Annotated in this window: 23 protein-coding genes; 19 read left to right on the forward strand and 4 right to left on the reverse strand. The window is 69.8% G+C overall.

Going from position 1 to position 25183, the window contains the following annotated elements; all coding sequences use genetic code 11:
- Nucleotides 1-332 precede the first annotated feature (332 nt).
- The 6 genes from KY572_RS02605 to KY572_RS02630 all read left to right on the forward strand — a co-directional run bounded on the left by KY572_RS02605 (nucleotide 333) and on the right by KY572_RS02630 (nucleotide 7760).
- Complete coding sequence (locus KY572_RS02605) at nucleotides 333-1094, forward strand: tRNA1(Val) (adenine(37)-N6)-methyltransferase (RefSeq protein ID WP_224240533.1); 762 nt, start codon at nucleotides 333-335, stop codon at nucleotides 1092-1094.
- Between the two features lie 96 nt (nucleotides 1095-1190).
- Nucleotides 1191-4010 (forward strand): ATP-binding protein, encoded by a 2820-nt coding sequence (locus tag KY572_RS02610; RefSeq protein WP_224240534.1) that lies wholly within the window; start codon nucleotides 1191-1193, stop codon nucleotides 4008-4010.
- Complete coding sequence (locus KY572_RS02615; protein WP_224240535.1) at nucleotides 4007-4444, forward strand: response regulator; 438 nt, start codon at nucleotides 4007-4009, stop codon at nucleotides 4442-4444. The genes KY572_RS02610 and KY572_RS02615 overlap by 4 nt, the downstream gene beginning before the upstream one ends.
- 66 nt (nucleotides 4445-4510) lie before the next feature.
- Nucleotides 4511-5959 carry a CapA family protein gene (locus KY572_RS02620; protein WP_224240536.1) on the forward strand — a complete coding sequence of 483 codons (1449 nt, stop codon included), beginning with the start codon at nucleotides 4511-4513 and terminating at the stop codon, nucleotides 5957-5959.
- Nucleotides 5960-6094: 135 nt separating this feature from the next.
- A complete protein-coding gene (locus tag KY572_RS02625; RefSeq protein WP_224240537.1) occupies nucleotides 6095-7342 on the forward strand; it encodes an MFS transporter in 1248 nt (415 codons plus the stop codon).
- A gap of 139 nt (nucleotides 7343-7481) precedes the next feature.
- The gene (locus KY572_RS02630) at nucleotides 7482-7760 is read left to right on the forward strand and encodes a hypothetical protein (protein WP_224240538.1); all 279 of its coding nucleotides are present in this window, start codon (nucleotides 7482-7484) and stop codon (nucleotides 7758-7760) included.
- A gap of 855 nt (nucleotides 7761-8615) precedes the next feature.
- Here KY572_RS02630 and KY572_RS02635 read toward each other — a convergent pair.
- Entirely contained in the window at nucleotides 8616-10136 is a 1521-nt protein-coding gene (locus KY572_RS02635; protein WP_224240539.1) for a M16 family metallopeptidase, read from the reverse strand.
- Nucleotides 10136-11527, reverse strand: a complete 1392-nt coding sequence (locus KY572_RS02640) for a M16 family metallopeptidase (RefSeq protein WP_224240540.1) — start codon at nucleotides 11525-11527, stop codon at nucleotides 10136-10138. The genes KY572_RS02635 and KY572_RS02640 overlap by 1 nt, the downstream gene beginning before the upstream one ends.
- A 251-nt stretch (nucleotides 11528-11778) precedes the next feature.
- Between KY572_RS02640 and KY572_RS02645 the strand changes: the two genes are divergently transcribed.
- The 3 genes from KY572_RS02645 (at nucleotide 11779) to KY572_RS02655 (ending at nucleotide 15314) form a co-directional block, all read left to right on the forward strand.
- Nucleotides 11779-13269 (forward strand): right-handed parallel beta-helix repeat-containing protein, encoded by a 1491-nt coding sequence (locus KY572_RS02645; protein WP_224240541.1) that lies wholly within the window; start codon nucleotides 11779-11781, stop codon nucleotides 13267-13269.
- A gap of 417 nt (nucleotides 13270-13686) precedes the next feature.
- Nucleotides 13687-14205 carry a secretin and TonB N-terminal domain-containing protein gene (locus KY572_RS02650; RefSeq protein ID WP_224240542.1) on the forward strand — a complete coding sequence of 173 codons (519 nt, stop codon included), beginning with the start codon at nucleotides 13687-13689 and terminating at the stop codon, nucleotides 14203-14205.
- 134 nt (nucleotides 14206-14339) lie between these two features.
- On the forward strand, nucleotides 14340-15314 hold the full coding sequence (locus KY572_RS02655; RefSeq protein WP_224240543.1) for a CBS domain-containing protein: 975 nt from the start codon (nucleotides 14340-14342) through the stop codon (nucleotides 15312-15314).
- A gap of 37 nt (nucleotides 15315-15351) precedes the next feature.
- Here KY572_RS02655 and dnaA read toward each other — a convergent pair whose 3' ends face one another.
- Nucleotides 15352-16704, reverse strand: a complete 1353-nt coding sequence (gene dnaA, locus KY572_RS02660) for a chromosomal replication initiator protein DnaA (RefSeq protein ID WP_224240544.1) — start codon at nucleotides 16702-16704, stop codon at nucleotides 15352-15354.
- A gap of 380 nt (nucleotides 16705-17084) precedes the next feature.
- Here dnaA and rpmH point away from each other — a divergent pair, with 380 nt between their 5' ends.
- The 8 genes from rpmH to KY572_RS02700 all read left to right on the forward strand — a co-directional run bounded on the left by rpmH (nucleotide 17085) and on the right by KY572_RS02700 (nucleotide 22801).
- Entirely contained in the window at nucleotides 17085-17243 is a 159-nt protein-coding gene (gene rpmH, locus KY572_RS02665) for a 50S ribosomal protein L34 (protein ID WP_044189417.1), read from the forward strand.
- Between the two features lie 14 nt (nucleotides 17244-17257).
- Entirely contained in the window at nucleotides 17258-17662 is a 405-nt protein-coding gene (gene rnpA, locus KY572_RS02670) for a ribonuclease P protein component (RefSeq protein WP_224240545.1), read from the forward strand.
- Complete coding sequence (gene yidD, locus KY572_RS02675) at nucleotides 17659-17877, forward strand: membrane protein insertion efficiency factor YidD (protein WP_224240546.1); 219 nt, start codon at nucleotides 17659-17661, stop codon at nucleotides 17875-17877. Before rnpA ends, yidD begins: the two co-directional genes overlap by 4 nt.
- A 48-nt stretch (nucleotides 17878-17925) precedes the next feature.
- Nucleotides 17926-19737, forward strand: a complete 1812-nt coding sequence (gene yidC / locus KY572_RS02680) for a membrane protein insertase YidC (RefSeq protein ID WP_224240547.1) — start codon at nucleotides 17926-17928, stop codon at nucleotides 19735-19737.
- The gene (locus KY572_RS02685) at nucleotides 19734-20519 is read left to right on the forward strand and encodes a KH domain-containing protein (protein WP_224240548.1); all 786 of its coding nucleotides are present in this window, start codon (nucleotides 19734-19736) and stop codon (nucleotides 20517-20519) included. Before yidC ends, KY572_RS02685 begins: the two co-directional genes overlap by 4 nt.
- Before the next feature lie 30 nt (nucleotides 20520-20549).
- Entirely contained in the window at nucleotides 20550-20777 is a 228-nt protein-coding gene (locus tag KY572_RS02690; RefSeq protein ID WP_224240549.1) for a hypothetical protein, read from the forward strand.
- On the forward strand, nucleotides 20774-22108 hold the full coding sequence (mnmE, locus tag KY572_RS02695) for a tRNA uridine-5-carboxymethylaminomethyl(34) synthesis GTPase MnmE (RefSeq protein ID WP_224240550.1): 1335 nt from the start codon (nucleotides 20774-20776) through the stop codon (nucleotides 22106-22108). Before KY572_RS02690 ends, mnmE begins: the two co-directional genes overlap by 4 nt.
- Before the next feature lie 81 nt (nucleotides 22109-22189).
- A complete protein-coding gene (locus tag KY572_RS02700; RefSeq protein ID WP_224240551.1) occupies nucleotides 22190-22801 on the forward strand; it encodes a Uma2 family endonuclease in 612 nt (203 codons plus the stop codon).
- Between the two features lie 11 nt (nucleotides 22802-22812).
- On the opposite strand, the gene KY572_RS02705 is transcribed toward KY572_RS02700, so the two are convergent.
- The gene (locus KY572_RS02705; protein WP_224240552.1) at nucleotides 22813-23868 is read right to left on the reverse strand and encodes a GspE/PulE/PilB domain-containing protein; all 1056 of its coding nucleotides are present in this window, start codon (nucleotides 23866-23868) and stop codon (nucleotides 22813-22815) included.
- 302 nt (nucleotides 23869-24170) lie between these two features.
- Between KY572_RS02705 and KY572_RS02710 the strand changes: the two genes are divergently transcribed.
- Together KY572_RS02710 and KY572_RS02715 are read left to right on the forward strand one after the other, a co-directional pair.
- Nucleotides 24171-24779: a cysteine dioxygenase gene (locus KY572_RS02710; RefSeq protein ID WP_224240553.1), complete on the forward strand. Its 609-nt coding sequence runs from the start codon at nucleotides 24171-24173 to the stop codon at nucleotides 24777-24779.
- Between the two features lie 142 nt (nucleotides 24780-24921).
- Nucleotides 24922-25170 carry a hypothetical protein gene (locus KY572_RS02715; RefSeq protein WP_224240554.1) on the forward strand — a complete coding sequence of 83 codons (249 nt, stop codon included), beginning with the start codon at nucleotides 24922-24924 and terminating at the stop codon, nucleotides 25168-25170.
- Nucleotides 25171-25183 lie beyond the last annotated feature (13 nt).

Here is a 25183-nt window from a genome sequence, read left to right on the forward strand (position 1 = left end):
GAGGCTCCACTGGGCTGTCTCCCCTTGAGCTCTCGAGGCCCCAACTTCTGTGTCGCCAGCGAGTGCGAGACAGACCGTGAATGCGCCGAAGGCCTGGCGTGTCGGGTACTGGAGACGCTGGGGGAGGGCCCTCGCGTCCGCTTCTGTGTCCCCGAGGGCCGGAGGAAGGAAGGTGGCCCCTGCCTGAGAGGAGCCAGCATTCACAAGGTGGGTTATCCCAGAGTCGAGGAGGGACGACTGCGTCTCGAGATGGAGTGTGTCCAGCCATGTGGCGAAGGCAAACCGTCCTGCCCTGAAGGTTCGCACTGCCTTCGAGGGAGATGCCGCCAGCCATGACCGAGACGGTCGACTCCATCGGCACGGCTGGTGTGCAGGTGCTGCAGCGCCGGGAGGGCTACCGCTTCACCCTGGACGCCGTGCTCCTGGCCGCCTTCGCCGCCTCGGAAGGGGCACACGAGGGAGCTGTGCTGGAGCTCGGCGCGGGCAGCGGCGTGGTGTCCTTCCTGCTCGCGCGCCAGTTCGGCCGCGCTCCCGTGGACGCCCTGGAGCTTCAGCCCACCGTGCACGAGCGCCTCGTCCGAGGCGTGGCGCTCAACCGCCTCGAAGGCCAGGTCCGTCCCCTCCTCGGAGATCTCCGCGAGGCCCGGAAGCTGCTCCCGGCCGGGGCCTACACCCTCGTCGTCTCGAATCCCCCCTTCCGGCCTCGGAGCGCCGGCGTGCGCAGTCCGGACGAGGAGCGCGCCCTCTCCAAGCAGGAGCTGGCATGCGATGCGGTGGCCGTCATCGCAGCCTCCCGCCACGCCCTGGCCCCCGGGGGCGGTGTGAGCCTGGTGTACCCCGCCGCTCGCCTGGCCGAGGTGCTCGGGCTGCTCACTGGCGCCAGGCTCTTCCCTCGAGCCCTCCGGTTGATCCACGCCCGGGCAGCCTCCCCCGCCACGCGCTTCCTCGTCCATGCCCTGAGGGACACCGATCGCGGACTGGCCGTGCGCCCTCCCCTCCTTGTTCATGGCCAGGGCCCCGGCGGTTATGCTCCCGAGGTCGCCGCGCTGATGGATCCACCCCGAGTCAATCGCGATACCCCTCCAGGGTGTTGAGAGACCCATCCCAGCCCATCCCTACCGCGGTACAGGGTGTCTGGTTTCAGCCCTACCGTGCCGTTACAATTTTACGACGTCCTGCGAGGAGGAGTGATGAAGTCCCAACCCGAACAGGTGTCGTCCGAAAAGGGTGAGCCGAACGGGGAGCTGGTAGGGGTCTCCGCGCTGGAGCTCGTCGAGGCGTTGGAGGAAGCGTTCCTCGCGGTGGATGGGGCGCTGAACATCCAGGCCGTGAACTCGGCGACGGAGCGGCTGCTCGGGCTGACGCGCGCCGAGCTGGTGGGCAGCACGCTGCACTCGGTGCTGAGCGGACAGGCCATCTCTCCCGCGGTGCTCGAGGGCTGTGAGCGCGCGCTCCTCGAGCGGGAGCCCCTGCGGCTCATCGGCCACCGCGCGTCGGCGGACCAGTGGCTGGAGATTCGCCTCCGTCCCCACGGCGAGCAGGTGTGGCTCTTCCTGAGGGATGTCACCCCGGAGCACAGGACGACGGAGCGGCTCCGGGACTTCGAGCAGCAGCAGGCCGTGCTCCGCTACGTGCTGGCCAACGTCCCCCACGCCATCTTCTGGAAGGACCGCAACGGGCACTTCCTGGGCGGCAACCAGAACTTCCTGAGCGACGTCGGCGTGGACTCGCTGGAGAACCTCATCGGCAAGACGGACTACGAGCTGGCCTGCACCCGCGAGGAGGCCGACGCCTTCTCCCGGGCCGATCGCCAGGTCATGGAGAGCGGCACGCCGATCCTCAACCTCGAGGAGCCCATCCGCCACGCCTCGGGCGAGCAGCACACGCTGCTGACCAGCAAGGTGCCGCTCCGGGATGAGGCGGGCCACGTCATCGGCATGGTGGGCATCTACGCGGACATCACCGATCGCAAGCGGATGGAGGTGGAGCTGCAGAAGGCCAAGGAGGCCGCCGAGGCCGCCGCCGGCGCCAAGAGCGAGTTCCTCACGGTGATGAGCCACGAGCTGCGCACCCCGCTCACCTTGATTCTCGGCCCGCTGGGGGTGCTGCTCTCCTCGAACTCCAGCGAGCTGTCCGAGCGCGTCCGCGTCGACCTGCAGCGCATCCACCGCAACGCCGAGCGCCTCTTCCGGCTCGTGGACGACATCCTGGACCATCAGAAGATGGAGGCCGGCCGGATGAAGGTGGACTGGGAGCCCATGGAGGTGGGTCCGGTCACCTCCCACATCGTGGAGGATGCCCGCTCGGCGGGGACCTCCCGCGGCATCGATGTGCGCTTCGAGGCCGACCTGAACCTGGGCCTCGCCTCGCTGGACCGGCGCAAGTACGAGAAGATCGTCCTCAACCTGCTGGGCAACGCGCTCAAGTTCACGCCGGAGGGCGGCTCCGTCACGGTGGCCCTGCGAGCCGTGAACGCGTGGCTGGAGCTCTCGGTGACGGACACCGGGCCCGGCATTCCCCTGGCCAAGCAGGGGCTGCTCTTCCAGCGCTTCCAGCAGCTCGATGGCTCCGGCACCCGGAAGTACGAGGGGACGGGCATCGGGCTGGCGCTCGTGAAGGAGTTCGCCGAGCTGATGGGCGGCCAGGTGTCCGTGGAGAGCGAGGAGGGAGCCGGCGCGCGCTTCATCGTCCGCCTGCCGAGGAGCGCCGATCCGCTCGTGCAGCGCAGCCCGGAGAGCAAGGCCGCGGCACGCTCGGGGCACGGCTACCGGGCGCACCTGACGCCCGCGCCCATCCCCCTGCGTGCGGCGGCTCGGAAGCTCGCGGGCCCGGCGCCACGGGTGCTCATCGCCGAGGACAATGCCGACATGCGCGGCTACCTGGCCGACCTGCTCGCCGACGAGTACGAGATGGAGCTGGCGGAGAACGGCAGGCAGGCGTGGGAGGCCGTGCAGCGGCAGCGGCCGCACGTCATCGTCTCGGACGTGATGATGCCCGAGATGGACGGCACCGAGCTGGTGTCCCGGCTCAAGGCGAGCCCCCAGTACCGCGACATCCCCGTCCTCCTGCTGACGGCGAAGGCCAGCCGCGAGGAGGTGGTCGGCGGCCTGGAGGCCGGAGCGGACGACTACCTGGGCAAGCCCTTCGGCCCCGCGGAGCTCAAGGCCCGGGTGCGCGCGGCCGTGCGGCTGCACGACGTCTACCTGCAGCTGGATGCGCGCAACCAGCAGCTGGAGACCGCGCTCCAGCAGCTGCGAGAGACCCAGGAGCAGCTGGTGAGCAAGGCCAAGATGGCCGCCGTGGGCACCCTGGTGGCCGGGCTCGCCCACGAGCTCAACAACCCGATGGCCGCCATCCGCATGAGCATCGAGATGCTCTCCCGGTACTCGGTGGCTCCGGAGGCGCGGCGCGCGGCGCTCGAGGTCATCGACCGCCAGTCCCGGCGCTGCGCCAGCCTGCTCAAGGCGCTGATCGACTTCTCGAGCCGCCCGGCCGAGATCCACCTGCCCTGCGAGGTGCGCTCGGTGGTGGAGCGCGTTATCGAAATGGCGCGGCCCGAGCTGTCCCAGCGCGGCGTGCACCTCGAGCAGCGGCTCGAGGGCGGGGAGCCGCCCTGGGTCCACGTGCACGCGGTGGAGATGGAGAGCGCCCTGCTCTGCGTGGTGAGGAACGCGGTGGAGGCCAGTCCGCCGGAGGCGACGGTGACGATCGAGGCCCGGCCCACGACGCGAGAGGGAGTGCAGGGGGTGGAGGTGCGCGTGAGCGACCGGGGGCCGGGGATTCCGGACGAGCTGCTGTCCCGCGTCGTCGAGCCGTTCTTCACCACGAAGCCGCCAGGAGAGGGCATCGGGTTGGGGCTCTCGCTGGCCCACCGCTTCATCGAGTCGCACGGAGGTGCCTTGAACATCGACAGTCAGCTGGGCCAGGGGACGACGGTGAGGATGTGGCTCCCCGCGGCTCCCGTGAGTCAGCCGTCCACGCTTCACGCCGCGGAGGTTCGAGCGCCATGAACACCATGGATTTCTGGGACGACGAGGCCCCGGTCCCGCTGAAGCATCACGAGCGCATCCTGCTGGTGGATGACGAGTTCGATGTGCGCGAGGGCCTGGCGAAGCTCCTTCGGATGGAGGGGTATGTCGTCACCACGGCGGAGAACGGCATGGTGGCGCTCGAGCGGGCGAAGACCCAGGAGTTCGATCTGGCGCTCACGGACCTGCGGATGCCGGGGCTGAGCGGCGTCGAGGTGCTCATCGGCCTGAAGAAGCTGCACCCGAAGCTGCCGGTGATCGTCGTCACGGGCTTCGCCTCGGATGCGACGCGGGCCAACTGCCTGCGCGAGGGCGCCTACGGCTTCGTCGCCAAGCCGTTCGACCTGGACCAGCTGCTGAGCTTCATCGAGAAGGCCATCGAGGTGGAGAAGCCCACCCACCCGCCTGGGCAGTGAGCGAACGGTCGACCTTTCCGAGTGGTTTCTATCGGGAGCAGGAGAGATTCGTAATATGGGCGCGCCATGCCCTCGTCCGTCCTCCTGCTGTTGATGCTCGCCGCCGCACCGGATGTCATCCCCTCGCGCGAGGCCTTCGAGCCGCCCGCCGGGTCCACCAAATCCACGACCGAGGCCGCGCCCGTCGTGAACCCGGCCACCATTGCCGCGGATGCGCAGTTCGCCAAGGGCGTCGAGGCCCTCAAGGCCCAGGATGCCGCCGCCGCCATCGCCGCGCTCTCCTTCTGCGTGGAGGCCGCCCCCAAGCGCGCGGACTGCCGCTGGGAGCTGGGCTGGGCGTACTCGCTCCAGAACAGGTGGGCCGAGGCGCTCGTGCAGTGGCAGGAGGTCCAGAAGCTGAAGCCGGACCAGCCGGACCTGGAGAATGCCCTGTCCCAGGCCCGCGCCCAGGCCGCGCTCCAGGAGAAGCTGGCGAAGCCTCCCGAGCCCACGAAGCGCCCGGCGCCGCCCGCGGAAGCCAAGGTGCGCATCCGCGCCGTGGGAGACGTGATGCTCGGCACCACCGTGCCCGAGGGCCACCTCCCCCCCGAGGGCCCTGACGGTGTCCTCGCCGGCGTGCGCTCGCTCCTGGAGGACGCGGACGTCACCTTCGTGAACCTCGAGGGCCCGCTGTGCGATGGCGGCACGACGAACAAGTGCCGCTCGCCCAAGGGCTGCTACGCGTTCCGCTCGCCCACCGCGTACGGCCAGGCGCTGAAGGACGCGGGCGTGGACGTGGCCTCCACGGCGAACAACCACTCGGGAGACTTCGGCGAGGAGTGCCGCCGCCAGACGGAGGGCACGCTGGACAGGCTCGGCATCACCTGGAGCGGACCGCCGGGCAGCGTGGCCACGGTGGAGCGCAACGGGCTGCGCATCGGCATGGTGGCGTTCCACACCTCCCCGGCCTGCAACCACCTCAACAACCTGCCGGTGGCCAAGGAGCTGGTGCGCTCGGTGGCCGCCAGCCATGACCTCGTCATCGTCTCCTTCCACGGCGGCGCCGAGGGCGCCAAGGCCCTGCACGTGCCGCACGGCAAGGAGAAGTTCATGGGCGAGGACCGCGGGGACCTGCGCGCCTTCACGCACGGCGTGGTGGACGCGGGCGCGCACCTCGTCCTGGGCCACGGCCCACACGTGGCCCGGGCCATGGAGTTCTACAAGGGTCGGCTCATCGCCTACTCGATGGGGAACTTCGCCACCTACGGGCGCTTCACCCTGACGGGGAACCAGGGGCTGGGCATGGTGCTCGAGGTGGAGCTGGACCGCGCGGGCCGCTTCCTCTCGGGCCGCATCCTCCCCACCCGCCAGGAAGGCGAGGGCATCCCCGTGCCGGATCCGCGCAACGCCGTCATCTCCCTGGTGCGCAAGCTGACGGCCGAGGACTTCCCCCAGACGGGCGCGCAGATTGCGGAGGACGGCGTGCTCTCTCCGCGCGGCAAGGCGGCGCTGTCCACCCAGAAGGACGCGCCGTAGCGCGCCTCCACTGTTGAGAGCAGAAACCTGAAGACAGGCTGCTTTCCCCGAGGGTCCTGATTCATTGGAGTCCCAAGAGTGGGAACGCAGCCCACCGAGCGCGGATCCGAGGTTTGGGTTACAAGAGAAGTCGCCGTGCCCGCACTCCGTCTCTCGCGCTTCTCCTCGCTCCGGGCCTTCGAGCATCCCGGCTACCTTCCGGTCTGGACCGGGGCGCTGGTGTCCAACGTCGGCACGTGGATGGAGACGGTGGCGCTCGGCGTGTACGTCACCCAGGTGACAGGCCAGGCCGAGTGGACGGGCGGTGTGGTGGCGCTCTCCTACGCGCCGAGCGTGGTGCTCTCTCCGCTGGGTGGAGCGCTGGCGGATCGCTTCGACCGGCGGGCCTACGTGGCCGTGGGCTCGCTGGGGCAGATGTTGCTCGCCGTGTTTCTCGCGGTGCTCGCCTTCACGGACACCCTCAGCGTGCCGCTGGTGGCCGTGGCCGCTTTCCTCAACGGCTGCATCAACATGCTCGCCGGGCCGGCGTTCTCCACGCTGCTCGCGGAGCTCGTCCCGCCGGAGGATCTCCACAGCGCGCTGAGCCTGAACTCCGCCCAGTTCAACATGGGGCGCATCATCGGCCCGTTGCTCGGCACGGTGGTGCTGGCCATCGGCGGCATCTCCTGGGCGCTGCTCATCAACGCGCTCTCCTTCATGGCGGTGCTGGCCGCGCTGTGGAGGCTGCGCACGCCGGTGCAGTCCAAGCCCTTCGTCCTCGAGGGCCTGCTGAAGTCCCTGTGGGATGACATCGGCCGGGGGATACAGGTGGCGCACGAGGACGCGGGCATCCGGCTGGTGCTGGCGAGCACGCTCATCGTCGGGCTGCTCGTGGCGCCCTTCATCGGCCTGGTGCCGGTGTTCGCCATCCAGGTGTTCGGCCTGGGAGCCTCGGCCGCGTCGCTGCTCGTCACCTGCCAGGGAGCGGGGGCGGTGGTGGCGGCGATTGGAGTGGGCGCGCTGATCGACGCCTTCGGGCGCAAGCGTGTGCTCGAGGGAGTGATGCTGTCCCTGGGGCCCATCGCCGCGCTGTACTGGCTGTCGCCGACGTTGGTGTTGGCGGCGGTGAGCATCTTCCTGCTGGGGGCCAGCTACCTCATCTGCCTGACGGGCATCCACACCGTCTGCCAGGTGCGTGCGCCCCGAGAATTGCGAGCGCGCCTGAGCAGCCTGTACGGCATGGTGCTCAACGGCGGGTATGCGCTGGGCGTGTGGCTGCAGGGCGCGCTGGCGGACCGGGTGGGGGTGCGCCTGGTGACCGTCACCGCCGCCGTGCTCTTCCTGGCGCTGGTGCTGTCCGTGAAGCTGCTGCGGCCGCGCAGCTTCGACGCCACGGAGGCGTGAGGCGCGGCAGCAACGCCGCCTTCCAGGCGAGCGAGCGGAGGTAGGCTTCTTCCCGGGAAGCTTGGTGGGGAGCACCGTCGCCCCGAGATTGAGCCTCGGAAAGCGCGGGCCTTCCGCGCCCGGAACGAGGAGACCCACCATGAGCAGCCGGAAGTACGACCCCCTCAAGGGCGGCAAGGAGGCCTCCCACAAGCCCCCGTTCGCCAAGGACCGTGTGGAGCGCGGACTGGAGGCCGATGACACCAAGCCCCTGTACGCCGACGAGTCCAGACACGACACCCGCGAGCAGAAGTTCGCCTTCGACAGCGACGGCCCGGTGGGCGGAGACGTGCCGGACATCCGCAGCCCCATCGACGAGGCGGACGAGCTCGAGCGCGAGCAGCGCGGCCGCGAGAAGGCCGAGGAAGATCAGAGTTAGGGCGCCGATCAGGTTGAGACGTAGCGCCGACGGTAGAGGGGGCAGGCAACAGGCAAGAGGGAGCGAGGTTTTCCAAGGGAGAGCCAGAGGGTCGCTGGCACTCGGGCAGGAGCACGGACGTACGCTGCAGGGGACACAGGTCGCGGGTCCCTCGTCACGGTGCGGGGCCCCCCGGCGGCTGCCGGGTCCTCCCGCCCCGGCCGTCCCGCTCGCCCAGGATGGGAACGAACGGGCCCAGTGCTCACAAGCCCAGGGGGCCAGGTGCCATCGGTCCACAGTCGTACCTGGGGCACCTGATGGCGCTGTCCCCGCTGCGCTACCCGCGCCCCGGGGGTGAACTCCTGAGCCGTGAGTCGTGGAAGAGCGGGACGCCGGGGCGGGCGGACCCGTCCCAACGGGGGGACCCGCCCCGCAGCGAGGGACCCGCGACCTGTGGCTCCCTTCTCCGTGGCTCCGTGTCTGCGGCCCTCGAGCGGAGCCTCCAGTCCCGCTGCACCACTCGCCGCATCCCTGTCGAAGCTGGAAGACGTGAGCTTCTGGTAATTCGGTGATCTGACTCACTCACTCTGAGGAAGTTCCTGCACCCCGGAGGGAGGCGCCCTGTCGGCGGACCGGCAGCGAACTGGTATGACAAGCAGACCCGTTCGCACAGGTTTCGCCGGCAAGGGGGGTGGACCGGACGCGGGGCGGCCTTGGGCCCTCTGCCTGTTTCAGGTTGTGCGGACTCTTGCAGAGGGCGTGAAAAGACTTCTTCGGACCCACTGAGCCGCCCGGGCAGCGAGCAGCCCTGAAAAGCAGAGCGCCGGAGCCCCCTGAGGAGCTCCGGCGCCTGGCACTGCCCCGGTGAGCAGGAGGCTACGGCTTCGCGGCCTTGCCCGGAGCCGGCGCACCCGCTCCCGCCACGTCCACCGGCACCAGCTTGCCCAGGTTCAGCGTGGCCACCTGCTGCTGGAGGACGTCGGGATCCCCCACGAGGATGATCTGCATCGCCGCCGGGTTGAGGTACGCCTCGGCCACGCGCTGCACCTCGGCCGGGGTGGCCTTCTCCAGGCCGGCGATCTGCCGGGAGAACTCATCCATGGGCAGCCGCTTGAAGAAGAGCGAGGCGGCGTTGGCGCCCACCCACTGCACCGTCTCGAAGAAGCCGGGGTAGGAGCGGATGAGGCCCTCGCGAGCGGCCTCCAACTCCTTGGAGGTGATGGGGCGGCTCTTCAGCTCGTTCAGCTCGCGGACGAACTCCGCCACGGCCGGGCCCGTCACGTTGGCGCGCACCGAGGAGTACGCGGTGAGCGGGCCCACGCCCAGCCGCGACTCGGAGCTGGCGCTGGCGCCGTAGGTGTAGCCCTTGGCCTCGCGCAGGTTCATGTTCAGCCGGCTGCCGAAGAACCCGCCGAACACCGTGGTGGCCAGATCCAGCGCGTACTCGTCCGGGTGGCCCGCGGCGATGCCGGGACGGCCCACCATGACGAAGGTCTGCTCCAGCCCCGGCTTGTACACCACGCGCAGCGCCTCACGCGGCGGAGCGGGCGGAGCGGGCGGCACCGGCGGCGGCACCGCCTCGCCCTTCCAGTCCCCGAAGTACTTCCGGGCCCACTCCACGGCCTGCTCCTTGGTGACGTCCCCCACCACCACGAGCGCCGCCGCCTTGGGGCCCACGTTCTTCTGGTAGAAGCGCTTCACGTCCTGCAGCGTGAGCTTGTCCAGCGTGGCGGGCACACCGGACACGGGGTGGCCGTACGGGTGGTGCGCGCCGAACACGGCCTGCTGGTAGGCCAGGCTGGCCAGGAACCAGGGGATGCCCAGCCGCCGCACCAGGTCCGCCTGCTGCTGCTTCTTGCGCCGCTCGAAGTCCTTCTGCGCGAGCGTGGGCCGGCGCGCCACGTCCGACAGCAGCGAGAGCGCCTTGTCCACGTGGCGCGTCAGCACGCGCGCGCCCACCATGGCGCCATCCGCGCTGACCGACACCGAGGGCGACACGCCCAGGTCCGCGAAGGCGTTGTCCAGGGCGACGGTGTCCTTTCCGCCCGCGCCCTCGAGCAGCATCCGGTAGGAGATGTCCGCCAGGCCCCACTGCCCGGCCGGGTCCTGCGCGCCGCCGGCGGCGAAGGCTACGCCCAGGAAGACGAGCGGCAGCTCGCGGCGCGAGTTCACCAGCACGGTGAGGCCGTTCTCCAGCTTCACCTGCTCGAAGACGGGCAGCACCAGCTCGGGAGACTTGCCCGTGCCCGGCATCCGCGCGCGGAAGGCCTCGGGGTCCTCCGTGCGGGGCGCCTCGGCCTGGGGCGCGGGCGCGGGCGCGGGCTTCGTCTCGGCCGGGGGGGTGGTGGCGCAGGAGGCCAGGGCGAGGAGGCAGAGCGCGAGGAAGAGGCGACGCATCACTTGTTCTCCTTCGGAGCGGCGGGGGCCTGCGGCGGCGGCACGGCGTGCAGCACGACGCGCGCGTCCGGACGCAGCATCTCGTTGGCGTAGCGCTTCACGTCCTCCAGCGACACGGCCTGGTAGCGCGCCAGGTCCTGCGCCAGGTAGCTCGGCTCGCCGATGAAGTGGTTGTAGCTCTGGAGCACGTCCGCCTTGCCGCCGAAGCCGCCCACGGACTCCAGCCCGGAGAGCATCTGCGTGTCATAGCGGGTGCGGGCGCGGTTGAGCTCCTCCTGGGTGATGCCGCTCTTGCGCAGCTCCTCCAGCACCGCGTCCACCTCCTTCTTCAGCGTCTCGGTGGAGACGCCGGGCCGCGCCACCACCTCGATGGTGAAGGCCGACTGCGCGCCCAGGCTCTCCTGGCTGGCCTCCACGCTCTGGGCGATCTGCTTGTCCAGCACCAGGCGCTTGTAGAGACGGCTGGCCTTGCCGGTGGCCAGCACCGTGGCCAGCACGTCCGCGGCGGCGTCCCCCTCGGTGAGGTAGGCCGGGCTGTGCCAGGCCAGGCTGAGCATGGGCAGGGTGGCCACCGTCTCGTCGTGGCGGATGACCGTCTCGCGCGTGAGCTTCACCGGCGCCACCTGGGGCTTGTCCGGCTTGGGGCCGCCAGGCAGGGTGCCGAAGTACTTCTCCACCAGGGCCTTCGTCTTGGCCACGTCGAAGTCTCCGACGATGGTGAGCGTGGCGTTGGCGGGCGCGTACCACTTGCGGAAGAAGCCCTTCACGTCGTCCAGGCTGGCGGCGTCCAGGTCCTTCATCGAGCCAATCACCGCCCCGTGGTACGGGTGCGGCAGCGGGAAGAGGGCGTGCCACAGCTTCTCGTTGGCCAGGCCGTAGGGCGCCGTCTCGGTGCCCTGGCGGCGCTCGTTCTTCACCACCTCCTTCTGCGTCTGCAGCTTCTCCTCGGTGAGCGCGTCCAGCAGGAAGCCCATGCGGTCGCTCTCCAGCCAGAGCGCCGTCTCCAGGTGGTTGCTGGGCACCGTCTCGAAGTAGTTGGTGCGGTCGTAGTTGGTGGTGCCGTTGAGGTCCGTGGCGCCAATCTGCTCGAGCAGCGAGATGTGGACGTCATCCGCCACGTTCTTGGAGCCCTGGAACATCATGTGCTCGAAGAGGTGGGCAAACCCGGTGCGGCCTGGGGCTTCGTGGTAGGCGCCCACGTGATACCAGAGGTTCACCGAGACGATGGGCAGCTTGCGGTCCACGGAGAGGATGACCTCCAGACCGTTCTTGAGCTTGTACTTCTCGTAGGGGATGGAGAGGACCTCGCGGCCAGGCTCCAGCGGCTTCGCCTCCTGGGCGAGCGCGGGCAGACCGAGCGCGAGGACGACGGCTGCGACGAGGGCTTTCATGCGCGGCTTGCGCCTCCTTGGGTGCCCCTGCGCTTAGCACGTGCCACCGCCCGGGTGGGGAGAGATCAATCGAGGGAACAAGCGCCTGCGTCCATCTCCCGCCTGGGCAGTTGTCAGGCAGGGGAGCGCGGATAGTTGGGGAAGGAACAACTGCGGCGCTGTTCGGTTGTGGGCGCCCGATGAACTATTCCCACTTTCGACGAGTCTCCTCCCTTCGCCGTTCGTGTCCCTCTTTCTCCTGGCTGCCTTTCGTGGGTCTGCTGGTCGCTCTCTCGGCAGCGGCGGCACACGCCGCGGATGAAGGCATCGGCGCGCAGGCCCGGCCGAACCTGGCCTTCGCCGACGTGGCGCCGGTGCGCACGTTCCACGTGGCGGTGAATGGGAGCGACGGAAACCCGGGGACGGCCTCGAGCCCATGGCGGACGATCAACTACGCGGTCACCCGCCTGCGTGCTGGCGAGGCGGCCTACGTGCACGCCGGCACCTACTCCGAGCGGGTCGTCATCCACTCGAACGACGGCACGGCCACGGCGCCCATCCAGCTGCTGGCGGCTCCCAACGAGGCGCGGCCGGTGATTCGCGGCGGGGACTCGAAGACGGGCCCGATGGTCCGCATCACGCGCAGCTACTGGGTGGTCTCCGGCTTCAACATCCAGCCGGCGGGCAGCCAGGTGCAGGGCGTGGCGTTCGAGGGTGCGCGCTTCGTCGTGGTGCGCGACTCGGAGGTCTCGGGCGGGACGGGCCCCTCGGCGGTGGTGTTCCACCGGGGCGCCAGTGACATCGGCTTCCTGCGCAACAAGGTGCACGACTACACCTTCGGCTCGCACGACAGCCACGGGATGCTGGTGCTGCCGGACACCGCGCGCATCCTCATCCAGGGCAACGAGTCCTGGGGCAACGGCGGAGACTCGTTCCAGTGCCAGGGCACGGACACCGCCTCGGGCACCGCGCTGCCCATCGACATCACCGTGGAGAACAACCGCTTCCACGAGGACCGGGAGAACGCGGTGGACATCAAGACGTGCGACCGCGTCACCGTGCGCAACAACAAGTTCTACGGCTACCGCCCCACCTCCACCGCGCCGCAGGGGGACGCCATGGTCGTCCACTGCTCGGCGCGCCGCATCCTCGTGGAGGGCAACCGCATGTGGAACAACGGGCGGGGCATCGCGCTGGGCGGCACGCAGATCTGGCGCGAGCCGGTGACGGACGTCATCATCCGCCGCAACCTCGTGTTCGACAGCACCACGTCCGGGGGCGGCAAGGGCGAGGGCCTGAACGTGGGCACCAGCCGGCGCGTGCGCGTGCACCACAACACCTTCGCCTTCATCCCCATGGGCGCCATCCGGGTGGCGGACAGCTCCAACGGCCCCCCGGAGTCCACCGAGCTCTACAACAACATCCTCTATGCCACCCCGCGCGCGCTGGACGTGGCCCTGGCCACCACGGTGGGCTTCAAGTCGGACGGGAACGTGGCCTACCAGGCGGGCAGCGACTCCGTCTTCCGCGTGGACGGGCGCTCCACCACCCTGAGCGCGTGGCGCTCGGCGACGCGGCAGGATGGCTCGAGCCGCATGGCGGATCCGCTCTTCGTGAGCGAGCCGCGGGCCAATGACTTCTACACGCTGCCGGGCTCGCCGGCCCGGGACATGGCCCTGCCGCTGCTCATCCCGGCGCCGCCGCTGCTCACCGGTCCGTGTGGGACGGGGCTGGACGCGGGCTTCCTGGAGTCCTGCACCTGAAAAAGACAACAGCCGTGATGCTCTCCGGGGGCTGAAAGAGCATCACGGCTGCTGGAATACCACGGGTCGTCCAGGCATCGGTGTCGGGGAATCCGATGCCTGGGGGGCGGTGCCCCGCGGCTTGCTGCGATTCACCTCTTCATCACGTCCTTGGCTCCTGCCTGCGCCTTTGGATCGGTCGGTGGCAGGTGCCTCGGCTGCTTCTGGGAAAAAGACCCGGAAATATTCGATCCGGCCACATCCCTCGAGAGGTAGGAGGTGAGCGCAGGCCTGCCTCCGGGGTAGTTCCACTCGGAAGCCGAGCCTTTTCGCGGGGCGGGTGGGCGGAAGGGCAGGCAACGGGGGTGGGAGGATGCGGGCGGAGGGGGTCGCTATCCTGGGCCCATCCGCCCTGAAATCCGGAGCCTGGAGGAACCCATGAGCCTCGTTCGTGTCGTCCTCGCCGTGGGGGTGCTGCTGTGTATGCCAGCCCTGGCGGACCCGCCTCGCGCAGACTCCAAGCGCATCACCATCGATGTGGTGAAGGCGGACATCCATGACGTGCTGCGGATGCTGGCGGAGTACGGCCGGCTCAACGTGGTGGTGTCCGACGAGGTGCAGGGCAAGGTGACGCTGCGGCTGCGGAACGTGCCATGGCGAGAGGCGCTCGACACCGTGCTTGCTTCCCACGGGCTGGGCAAGGAGCTGAAGGGCAACGTGCTGCGCGTGGCGCCCATGAAGCGGCTGACCGAGGAAGCCGAGTCCCGCGCGAAGGTGAAGCAGGCGCGCGAGGAGGCGGCACCGCTGAACACCTACCTCATCCCGGTGAGCCACGCGCGGGCGTCGGACCTGCTGCCACACGTGCAGGCGCAGCTCTCGCCGCGTGGCCGTGCCAGCGTGGACGCGCGGACCAACACCCTCATCGTGACGGACGTGGCGCCGGTGGAGCTGCCGTAGCGCGCTTCGTCCTCTGGCTCGGCTTCCGGGTTGGTGCTCCGGGCACCGGACGGGAGCGAGCCCCTCGCTCGGGTGCCTCCGGACGTGGCGGTGTCCACGCTCCAAGGAGCGACGCACTCACGAGGAGGACGATCATGGCGACAGAGCGAGGAGAGAACATCCAGGACATCGGGCCGGAGACGGGCGGGACACGTCGAATCATCACGCCAGAGACCCGAGCTCAGCGCAGCGAGTCACGGGCGGCGCAGACCTATGCCTTCTTCCTGAGGGACCTGGAGGCCAAAGGCCTGGACCGCAAACTGGCCGAGCAGGCGATCCAGTCGGTGCTCTGCGTGATGGAGCAGCGGCTGATGACGGACGAGGCGCGGCACATGGAAGCGCAGCTACCGAGGAAGGTGGTGGCGCTGCTGGAGCGGTGCGAGCGGCACAAGGAGCATCCCTACCGGAAGTTCGGCCGGATGGAGCTCTTGGGCATGGTGTCCGAGGACCTGGGAGTGGACATCAAGGAGGCCGAGCGCATCACCTGCGCGGTGTTGGCGACGGTGCGTGAGCACATCACCGAGGGAGAGGCGATGGACGTGCTGGGCCAGCTGCCGCACGAACTGCGCACGCTCTGGGAGTTCAACGGAGCGAGTACCCCTCGGCACGGGCTGAGAGGCCAGCACGGGAGGACGGGCCGGCACGTGGAAGAGGTGATGACGCGGGATGTGGAGGTAGTGCACCCGGAGGACACGCTGCGCGAGGTGGCGGAGAAGATGCGTACGCTGAACGTGGGCCCCATCCCGGTGTGTGACGGGGAGCGGCTGCAGGGCATCATCACGGACCGGGACATCGTGGTGCGAGCGGTGGCGCAGGGGATGGACTGCAACACCACGCCGGTGTCGCGGGTGATGACGGAGGAGGTGGAGTGGATCTACTCCGACGAGGACGTGGGGATGGCGGCGGCGCGGATGAGGGATGAGCAGATCCGCCGGCTGCTGGTGGTGGACCGGGACAAGAAGCTGGTGGGCATCCTGTCGCTGGGAGACATCTCCGAGGCAATGGGCCAGCCCGAGGCCGGCCGCACGCTGGAGGCCATCTCCGAGCCCTCGCAGCCGATGGCCCACTGAGGCAACGAGGGGGACGGCAGCTCCGGGGCTGGGCGACTCACCCGCCGCCCAGCTTCTCCTCGAGCTCCTCGAGCTCGCGCTTCACCGCGGGGTCCGTCTCCCGGGCCGCCTCGATCTTCCGCACCGAGGAGATGACCGTGGAGTGGTCCTTGTTGAAGCGCGAGGCAATCTCCGGGAACGAGCTCTTCGTCAGCTTGCGGCACAGGTACATGGCCACCTGGCGCGCGTGGGCCAGGGCCTTGTGGCGCCGGTCCTCCTTGAGCGCCTCCACCGTCAGCTTGTAGTACCGGGCCACCTCGCGCTGGATGACTTCCACATCCACCACGCGGCTTGCGGGCAGGATGTCCTTGAGCACCTGCGAGGCGAACTCCACCGTCACCGGCTGGCGCGACAGGCTGTGGATGGCCGACAGCTTCACCAGCGCCCCTTCCAGCTCGCGCACGTTCTTCTGGATGTGCCGCGCGATGAAGTGCGCCACGTCGTCCGGCAGCGACAGCCGCTCGGCCTCCGCCTTCTTCTGGAGGATGGCCACCCGCGTCTCGTAGTTCGGCTCGCGGATGTCCGTAATCAGCCCCATGGTGAACCGGCTGCGCAGCCGCTCCTCCAGGCCCGGAATCTCCGAGGGCAGCGTGTCGCTGGTGAGGACGATGGCCTTGTTCAGCTCGTAGAGCGTGTTGAAGGTGTAGAAGAACTCCTTCTGCGTCTCCTCGCGCTTGCCCAGGAACTGGATGTCGTCGATGAGCAGCACGTCGCACTCCTCGCGGAACTTCCGCCGGAAGTCCGCCATGCGGTGCTCGCGCACGCTCTCCACGTACTCGTTGGTGAACTGCTCGCTGGACAGGTACACCACGCGCTGGGACGGGTCCTTCTCCCAGATGTGGTTGCCCACCGCATGGAGCAGGTGCGTCTTGCCCAGCCCCGTGCCTCCATAGATATAGAGGGGGTTGTAGTTGTGGCCCGGCTTGTCGGCCACCGCCGCCGCGGCCGCCGCCGGCAGCTGGTTCGAGTCCGACACCACGAAGGTAGCAAAGGTGAACCGGACACTCAGCCGGGGCGGCCGGGCCAGGTTCTCCTTGACTGGCGGTGCGGGAAGCAGGTTCACCGAGGCGGAGGACTCCACCACCACCTCATAGGCCACTTTGGCCAGCCCCTCCCCTACCCGGGCCAGGGTTGCCTCCAGCAGCGCGCGGTAGTGGTCGTCCACCCAGTCGCGGAAGAAGCGATCAGGAACGCCCAGCACCAGCGCACCCTCACGTACATCCAACGCCCGCATCCGCTCCAGCCAGGTCAGCGCATACGTCTTCCCCTCTTGCCGGAGGGTATCCAGCGTCCGGGCCCAGATAATTCCAGCACTTGGCGGCGTACTCAGAGCTTCTGCGAGGGCACTCACGCGTGTCTCGGGGATGCAAAATCGGCCACGGGCCGAGGGCCGACCGTGCTAACAAACGCACAGTGGACGATCAAGGACCTGAGTCAAAGCACCGGAAAGCCGATGGTTTCTGGTGACGTTTTTGATCGGCAACCGCCATGCCGCCGTGACGGAATTGTGGTGGCCACACCCCGACCCCCCAGGTCTTGGGGGCGCTTGCCTGGGCTTCACTCGGAGTGTGGAACGCGCAAAAAGAGCGGGGCTGATCGGGCGGCCGAGCACGGATGTGGGCCTGTCATGACGTCCAACGTTGACTTGGGTGGGGGAACGGGTTACGAGCGCCGCCTTTTCCCAAGGCCGCGCCGGATCAGAGGTGCCGCCGGAGTTTCAGGAGTTCAGTCATGGCCAAGGCCAAGCGCACGTATCAGCCGTCGAAGGTGAAGCGCAATCGCACGCACGGGTTCCGCAAGCGCAACAGCACGCGCGCCGGACGCGAGGTCCTCAAGCGTCGTCGGGCGAAGGGCCGCAAGCGCCTGGTGGTGTCCGCGCCGAAGAAGTAAGCCCAGAGGCACTCGTGACGGACGCGGGCGCGGGGGCAGCACGCCAGGGAGAAGGCTTCCCCAAGGCCCTGCGCCTGCTGCGCCGCCACGAGTTCCTCCAGGTCCAGGAGGGTGGGCAGAAGCTGTCGCATGACTGCCTGCTCGCCCTGGTGAAGCGCAATGGCCGGCCGTACACCCGGCTGGGGCTCACCGTGTCCAGCAAGGTAGGCAACGCGGTGGTGCGCGTGCGCCTGCGCCGCCTGCTGCGCGAGCTGTTCCGCAAGCGGCGTGGGCAATGGCCCGCCGGGCTGGACGTGGTGTTGGTGGTGCGTTCCTCGGGGAAGGATGTCTCCTTCGCTGAAATGGCACGTGCCTTCGACGGTGTTACCCGCAAGCTGCAGCGCCTGTCTCCCGCCACGCCAGGAGGGGCTTCCAAATGAGTCCGCTCGCCTTCCTCCTCGCCCTGCCCATCCGCTTCTACCGGCGGTTCATCGGGCCGCTGCTGCCGAAGGTGTGCCGCTTCCACCCCTCGTGCTCCGCGTACGCGCTCCAGGCGCTGGAGAAGCACGGCGGCCTCAAGGGCTCCTGGCTCACGGTGCGGCGCCTTTCGCGGTGTCACCCCTTCCACCCTGGTGGCCTGGATCCGGTGCCTTGAGCCCGGCGGCCGCCCCGTCCTGCCCTCTCCGCCGCGAGAGGGGACCTTATGAACCTTCCTGACGATCCCTTCTCACCCGACTCGAACGACTCGCAGAAGCGGCTGATGATTGCGCTCGGCCTGTCCTTCGTGGCCGTCACCTTCTACATGCTCGTGCTGGCCCCCCAGCAGCAGCCGCCACCCGCCGTGGCGAGCGCGGACGGGGGTGTCATCGAGGGCCCGGCGGACGCGGGCGCGTTGGCCGCGGCCCCGCAGCAGCCCGGGAGCACGCCCGAGGTGACGGCGCCAGGCACGCCAGCGGCGGAGCCGGAGCTGGCGGTGCAGACGGTGCAGCGCACGCGCCAGGAGGCCGTGTACGCCTTCTCCAACGAGGGCGCGGGCTTCACCTCCGCGGAGCTGCAGGGCCCGAAGATGCGCGAGCAGCAGACGCTGGGCATCGCCGAGGGCTACAAGAAGCTGTTCGGCGCGGAGCTGCCGCCGCCGCCGCAGATGAACCTGGTGCGGCCGGTGCCGGGCCAGCCGCTGCCGCTGTCGCTGTCCATCGAGGGCGCCGCGCCGCTGCCGGCCAACACGCGCTGGGCGGTGGCCGAGACGGGCCAGGACAGCGTCTCCTTCACCACGCGCCGCGGGCCGTGGGAGGTGACCAAGACGCTGGCGTGGCCGCACGCGGGCTTCGAGCTGGCCTACACGGTGCAAGTGAAGAACACCTCCGGCCAGGCGCTCACGGGTGAGCTGCAGCTGCACCACAACCGCGCCATCGATCCGAACTTCGAGCACGCGCCGTCCTTCTTCGGCGGGGTGGGCAACCAGAGCCGCGCGGCGTGCCACGTGGGCGAGGACCTGTACAAGCTGGTGCCGGACGAGGATCCGCCGGAGATTGCCCAGGGTCCGGTGCACTACTTCGGCATCGACCAGCAGTACTTCCTGTCCATGCTCTACCCGATGGAGGGGCCTCGGCCGGGGCGCTGCGTGCTGACGGCCACGCCCACGGCGCGCCAGGTGATGACGGCCTTCCCGCTCTCGGTGGGCGCCGGCGAGACGGTGACGCTGAAGTTCGGCGGCTGGTTCGGCCCGAAGGATCCGGACTTCCTGCTGCCCGTGCCGGGCCCCCAGGTGCTGAGCAGCACGGGGATGACGGCGGCGGCGTGGCACCCCACGCTCGAGAAGACGGTGGACTTCGGCATCTGGGAGCTCATCTGCAAGGTGCTCCTGTTCTTCATGAAGAAGTTCCACGCGCTCACCGGCAACTGGGGCGTGGCCATCATCCTGCTCACCGTGCTGGTGAAGCTCGTGCTGCTGCCGCTGACCTACAAGTCCATGGTCGGCATGGAGGCGGTGAAGGAGCTCCAGCCGAAGATGGAGGAGCTCAAGAAGAAGTACGCGGATGACCGCGAGCGGATGAACATGGAGGTGATGAAGCTGTACCAGCAGGCGAAGGTGAACCCGCTGGGCGGTTGCCTGCCCCTGCTCATCCAGATGCCGGTGTGGATCGCCCTGTTCACCTCGCTGCGCAACAGCTTCGACATCTACTGGGAGCCCTTCTTCGGCCCGGTGTGGAACGACTTGACGTACAAGGACCCCACCTACCTGCTGCCCCTGGCGCTGGGCGTGTCGATGATCATCACCCAGAAGATGCAGCCGCAGATGATGGATGCGGCCCAGGCGCGCATCATGATCTGGGTGATGCCCATCATCTTCACGGCGACGCTGCTGCAGTACCCGGCGGGCCTGTCGCTCTACATCTTCACCAACAACCTCCTCTCCATCGGTCAGCAGTACGGGTTGAGGAAGTGGCTGGACAGGCAGAAGCTCAAGCGCGGGGGAGCACCGGTGGAAGCCGTGGGAGGCAAGCGCAAGTGAGCGAGCAGGCCCTACCGCAGCAGCAGCCGCCCTCGGGTGCCAACGGCGGTGGCACCACGCGCTCCCGGGTGGAGCGGCTCCTCACCGACATCCTCGGGCTGATGGGCTACCCGGCGCGGCTGGAGTTCCAGGATGCCTCCGATGGCAGCCTGGCCGTGGCGCTCCACTTCGAGTCCGGCGCGCCTGCGGGGGTGGAGACCGGCAAGCGCAGCCAGGTGGTGGACTCGCTCCAGTTCCTGCTCAACAAGATGCTCCACCGCCCGGGCGTCGAGCGGCGGTGGGTGCTGCTGGGCGCTGGCGTCTTCCCCGAGCCCCGGCCGCGCAAGGAGCCGCAGGCTCCCGCGCCTGCTCCTGGTTCGAACGGGGCCGCGGCCGCCGCTCCCGCGCCACGCCAGCCTCCGCCTCCCAAGGCCCAGGCGCAGGCGCCCGCTCCGTCCGCGCCTCCCAAGGCCGCCAAGGCTCCGGCGCCCGCTGCGGCACCGGCCAGACGCGCGGAGGCGGATGAGCGCACGGTGGAGGTGAGCGAGGATGCGGCGCTGAAGGAGGCTGCCCGTCAGCTGGCCGGGAAGGCAGCCACCCTGGGGCGCTTCTATGCCATCGCCGCTATGAAGGTGGAGGACAGGGCTCGCGTCTTGAAGGCCGTGGAGGGTGTGACGGGCGTGGCGGTGGCGGGCGAGGGCGAGGGCCGGTGTCGCCGGGTGGTGTTCACTCCGGAGAAGCCGGCGCCGCTGCCTCGCAAGCTCCTGCTGCCGGATGATGACGAGGACGACTTCGAGGGCTGAGTCCGTTTCGCTCGGCCTGCAGGAGAGGATATGGGCAAGGCGAAGTCTCTGAAGGACAAGTTGTTCGGCGCGGCCGTGCTGAAGATGAGCTTCCGCCTGCGCGGGGACGAGGACTCTCCGGCCTTCAAGTTCGTCTACCCGGGCGTGCTCCGAGACCTCGAGCTGGAGGACGGCGCGGTGGAGAAGTACATCGAGGAGAACCGCGAGGCCGTGGAGAAGGCCGCTCGCGGCTCCTCGCCGGCTCCTGGCGCGCGGTGAGCCACGCCACCATCGCCGCCCTGGCCACGGCGCCCGCCGCGGGCGCGGTGGGCATCCTCCGGCTGTCGGGCCCGGCCGCGCTCGACGTGGGCCGCAAGCTGGCTCCCGGCATCCCCGCCGAGCCCACGCCCCGCCACGCCTACCTCGCCAGCTTCGTGGACGCCGAGGGCCGGACGCTCGACGAGGGCCTCTTCCTCTACTTTCGCGCGCCGCGCTCCTTCACCGGTGAGGACGTGGTGGAGCTCCAGGCGCACGGCAGTCCGCGGCTGCTGCAGCTCCTGCTCCGGCGTGTGCTGGAGGACGAGCGCGTGCGCCCCGCGCGCCCCGGTGAGTTCACCCGCCGCGCCTTCCTCCATGGGCGCATGGACCTGACGCGCGCCGAGGCCGTGGCGGACCTGGTGGCGGCGGACTCGGAGGCGGCGGTGCGGGCCGCGGCGGCGGGGCTGTCCGGAGCGCTGTCCACGCGCGTACGAGGCCTGGAGGAGCCGCTGCGCTCGCTCCACGCGGACCTCGAGGGCGTGCTCAACTTTCCGGACGAGGCCGAGGGCGCCGATGAGGACATGAGCGCCCGCGTCGCGGCGCTGCGAGCCCAGGCCCAGGGGTTCCTCGACGAGGCGGGGCGTGGACGGCTGGTGCGGCGAGGCGCTCGGGTGGTGCTCTACGGGCCGGTGAACGCGGGCAAGTCCACCCTCTTCAACCGGCTGGTGGGCGAGGCGCGAGCCCTCGTGGACGATGAGCCCGGCACCACGCGCGACGTGCTGGAGGCGCGCGTCGAGTGGGACGGGCTGGCGCTGGCGCTGCTGGACACCGCGGGCCTGCGTGAGGCGCCGGGGCGCATTGAAGCGCTCGGCATCGCCCGGACCCGTGAGGCGCTCGCCGCCGCGGACCTGGCCGTCCTCGTGCTTCCTCCCGAGACTCCCGACACCGTGGCCGAGGCCTGGGCGCGCGAGGCGGGCGCCACGCCGGTGCTGCACGTGGCCGGCAAGTGCGACGTGGGGGGAGCTGCCCTCTCCTTCCAGGGCGCGGAGCAGCTCCGCGTGAGCGGGCTCACGGGAGAGGGTGTCGAGGCGCTGCGCACCACCGTCCTCTCGCGCCTGTGGGGAGGCGGGACGCCCTCGGCCGTCGCGCTCGTCTCCGAGCGTCATGCTGATGCGCTGCGCCGGGCCTGCGACGCGCTGGCGCGGGCCGAAGAGGCCAGCCGCGTGTCCACCCTGGAGGTCGTCTCGGGCGAGGTAGGGCTGGCCCTCGAGGCGCTCGGCGAGGTGTCCGGCACGCACGTCTCCGAGGCCCTCCTGGACGCCATCTTCCAGCGCTTCTGCATCGGCAAGTAGGCCATCTCCCGAGGGCCGCCGGTCGATGTCAGACCGCTCCCTATCATGCGTTCTCGTCCAGCCGCCGCACGGGAGACAACGGTGACGCAGACCCGCATTGATCAGGCGACGTACTCGGTCCTCAACGCGCTACCCCTGGGGTGGGTGGGGGAGATCGTCGAAGACGAACTCGTGGCCTCGCCTCGGCCCCTGGCCGCCCAGACGCGCGCCGCCTTCATGCTGGGTGTGGAGCTGGGAGAGCAGCTCGACCAGCGGCGCGGGGGCAATGGCCGCTGGTGCTTCCTGCGCGCGCCGGAGCTGCACCTGGGCCGCGACGTGATGGTGCCGGAGCTGGCCGGCTGGCGCCGCGAGCGCGTGGACACTCCGCCGGATCCGAGCGCCCCCTTCCTCTCCCTCACGCCCGACTGGGTGTGCGAAGTGGTCTCTCCGGTGACCATCGCGCTGGACCGCACGCGCAAGCTGCCGCTGTATGCCCAGCACGGCGTGTCTCACGCGTGGTTCATCGATCCGGAGGCGCGCACCCTCGAGGTGTTCCAGCGCCTCAAGCGCGGCTGGCTGTTCGCCGCCTCCTACGAAGGTGACGCCGTGGTGCGCGCCGAGCCGTTCCCCCACGTGACGTTCCACCTCGGCTCGCTCTGGCTGCCCATGGAGCTGGAGACGGAAGCGCCCCGGGCGCTCGCCATGGCGCGCTAGGCCTCGGGGCCTCAGTTCGGGCGCAGATAGGTCTCGTTGCCCAGCCGCAGCAGCCGGCGCACCGCGCGCAGCAGCAGCTCCGGATCCACCGGCGCAGCCAGGAAGCCCAGCGCTCCCACCGCCTGGGAGCGCTTCAGCTCCTGCTCTGGCGCCTTGCCCGCCACCAGCAGCCTCGCCACCAGGCGCTGTCCGAGCGCCTCCACGGCCGGCAGCGGCGACACCACCACGGTGTCCTCACCCGCCTCGCGCACCTCCGCCGCGCTCACCACCCGCGCGGGGATGCCCGCCTCGCCCAGCACGCGCTTCAGGCCCGTGCTCGCCTCCGGGCCCCAGCCGTAGATGAGCACCCGGGCCACCGTCGAGGCGGTCCGCAGCGCCGGGAAACCCAGGAGGGTATCGGTTACCGACACGAGCTGATCCGACACCGGCTCCAGCTCCAGCTCCAGCGGCGACAGCAGCGGCAGCCCGTCCTGCTCGTACGTGGTGGCCCGCGCCACCGGAGCGTCCTCGAGCAGCTCCTGCTCGATGACCACGTCCTCGAGCATGCAGTTCGCCATGAAGTGCATCACCTCATCGGCATCCGGCAGCGAGACGCCCGGAGAGGCCGCGGGCGTCGGCGTCGCGTACACCTCTCCGCGATACAGCCGGCCGATGGCCCGGTTGATGGCCGCATCCGTCGCGAGCCGCGGCACCACCCGCCCCTTGCCCGACACGCTCTTGACGACATCCAGCGCATCCAGGCTCGCCGGCGCCGCGATGGCCACCACCAGCACCGAGTCGCGCGTGCCCTCCAGCCGCAGCGGCACCACCCGGTAGCACTCGGCCACCTTCACCGGCACCAGCCGCGCCAGTCGCCTGTCGAGCAGCTGCGAGTCCAGGTCCACCGCGGGGATGCCCGTCTGCTCCTCCAGGGCGGAGAACACCTCGCGGGCGCCCGCGAAGCCCTGATCCACCACCACCTTGCCCAGCGGCAGGCCCCACTGACGCTGGAACGCCAGCGCCGATTGGAGCTGCAACGAGTCCACCACCCCACGCTCCAGCAGGATGTCGCCCAGTCGCTTCTTCATGGTCCGTTCCTCACTGCCGCCCCCTGAGGCGGTCCACGGTGGGTGACCCGGCGGACTGTGAGTCACTCGGGCCGGGAGTGACCAACGCTCTTACCGGCCCCTCGCCTGCCCGTCTTCTTCCCGGACGCCAGATGCTTCCGCTTGGGCGCCACAACCCCTGGACTTTCCAGGATTTTCCTCGAAGCTCTCTGGGTAGGCGGGCTGTACGGGTTCTGGAGGTGTGGGCCCCTGCGTCGTCTCCTGGGCAGGCGTGCGGCGAGGACTCGTTTGAGTGCCAGGGTAAGTGGTAGTGCGAGCACCCCGTGCCCATCTTCCGGGGCGTGTACGAGGCGTCTCTAGAAGAGGTGCTCCGGTGCCTGCGGGATGAGGTCCACGGGGCTTGCGGCGCGATGAAGGTGGGGCGGCGGCTGGAAGGTGTCCGCGTCCGCCCCGAGTCCCTGGGCCCCTTCCTCCACTTCAAGCGCGGGCGCTACACGCGCAACCTCGTCTATAGGGACCCTCGCTTCGAGGTGGTGCTCAACTGCTGGGACAGCGGCGTGTCCTCGCCCATCCACGACCACTCCGAGCAGGAGTGCTGGTTCAGCATCCAGGCGGGCACCTTCATCCTGGAGGACTACCCGCTGCTGGCCGGCGGGCGGAAGCCCGGGTACGCGCTGCTGGGGACGCCGCGCATCTCCGAGCCGGTGGGCGCGGGCCATGTGGACTACCGTGGGCCGCTGGACTCCATCCACCGCGTCTCCGCGCTGGAGGGCCCCGCAGTGACGCTGCATGTGTACGCGTCGCCGGTGGAGCAGTGCCTGGTGTTCGATGTGCGCCGCCAGCGTTGCGTCCCGCGCCAGCTCTGCTACCACTCCGTCTTCGGCCGTCCCGTGGCCGAGCGCCCCCTGGGCGAGCTACCCGATCGGGCGTAGGGTCCGAGGTGCGCGTCCGGGGTAGTGTCACCGTCCGCCAGTAGGGTGCGCCCGTCACCTGCTCCCAGGCGTCCCACGCCAGCAGCGGAGCGTCAGCGGTCCTTCCAACGACGCGTCCGCGCGGGTGACTTCGGAGGTTGCCATGAGAATGCAGGGTTGGATGCCGGGCCTGGGCCTGGCGCTGGGAATGTGGCTGAGCGCCACGCCGGCACACGCGGACGACAGGCGCCGCGAGCCCGCGCGCTGCGAGGACCGCTGCGATGACGAGTCCAAGCGGTGCCGGGAGATCTGCAAGAAGTACGCGGGCAACGACAACGACGCGTGCTTCAAGGCGTGCAGCGACGAGGAGAAGCGCTGCACGGCTCAGTGCAAGGAGGCCTCGCGCAGGTAGGCCTCCCCCCTCG

The organism is Hyalangium gracile (genome assembly GCF_020103725.1).
Taxonomy (GTDB): Bacteria; Myxococcota; Myxococcia; order Myxococcales; family Myxococcaceae; genus Hyalangium; species Hyalangium gracile.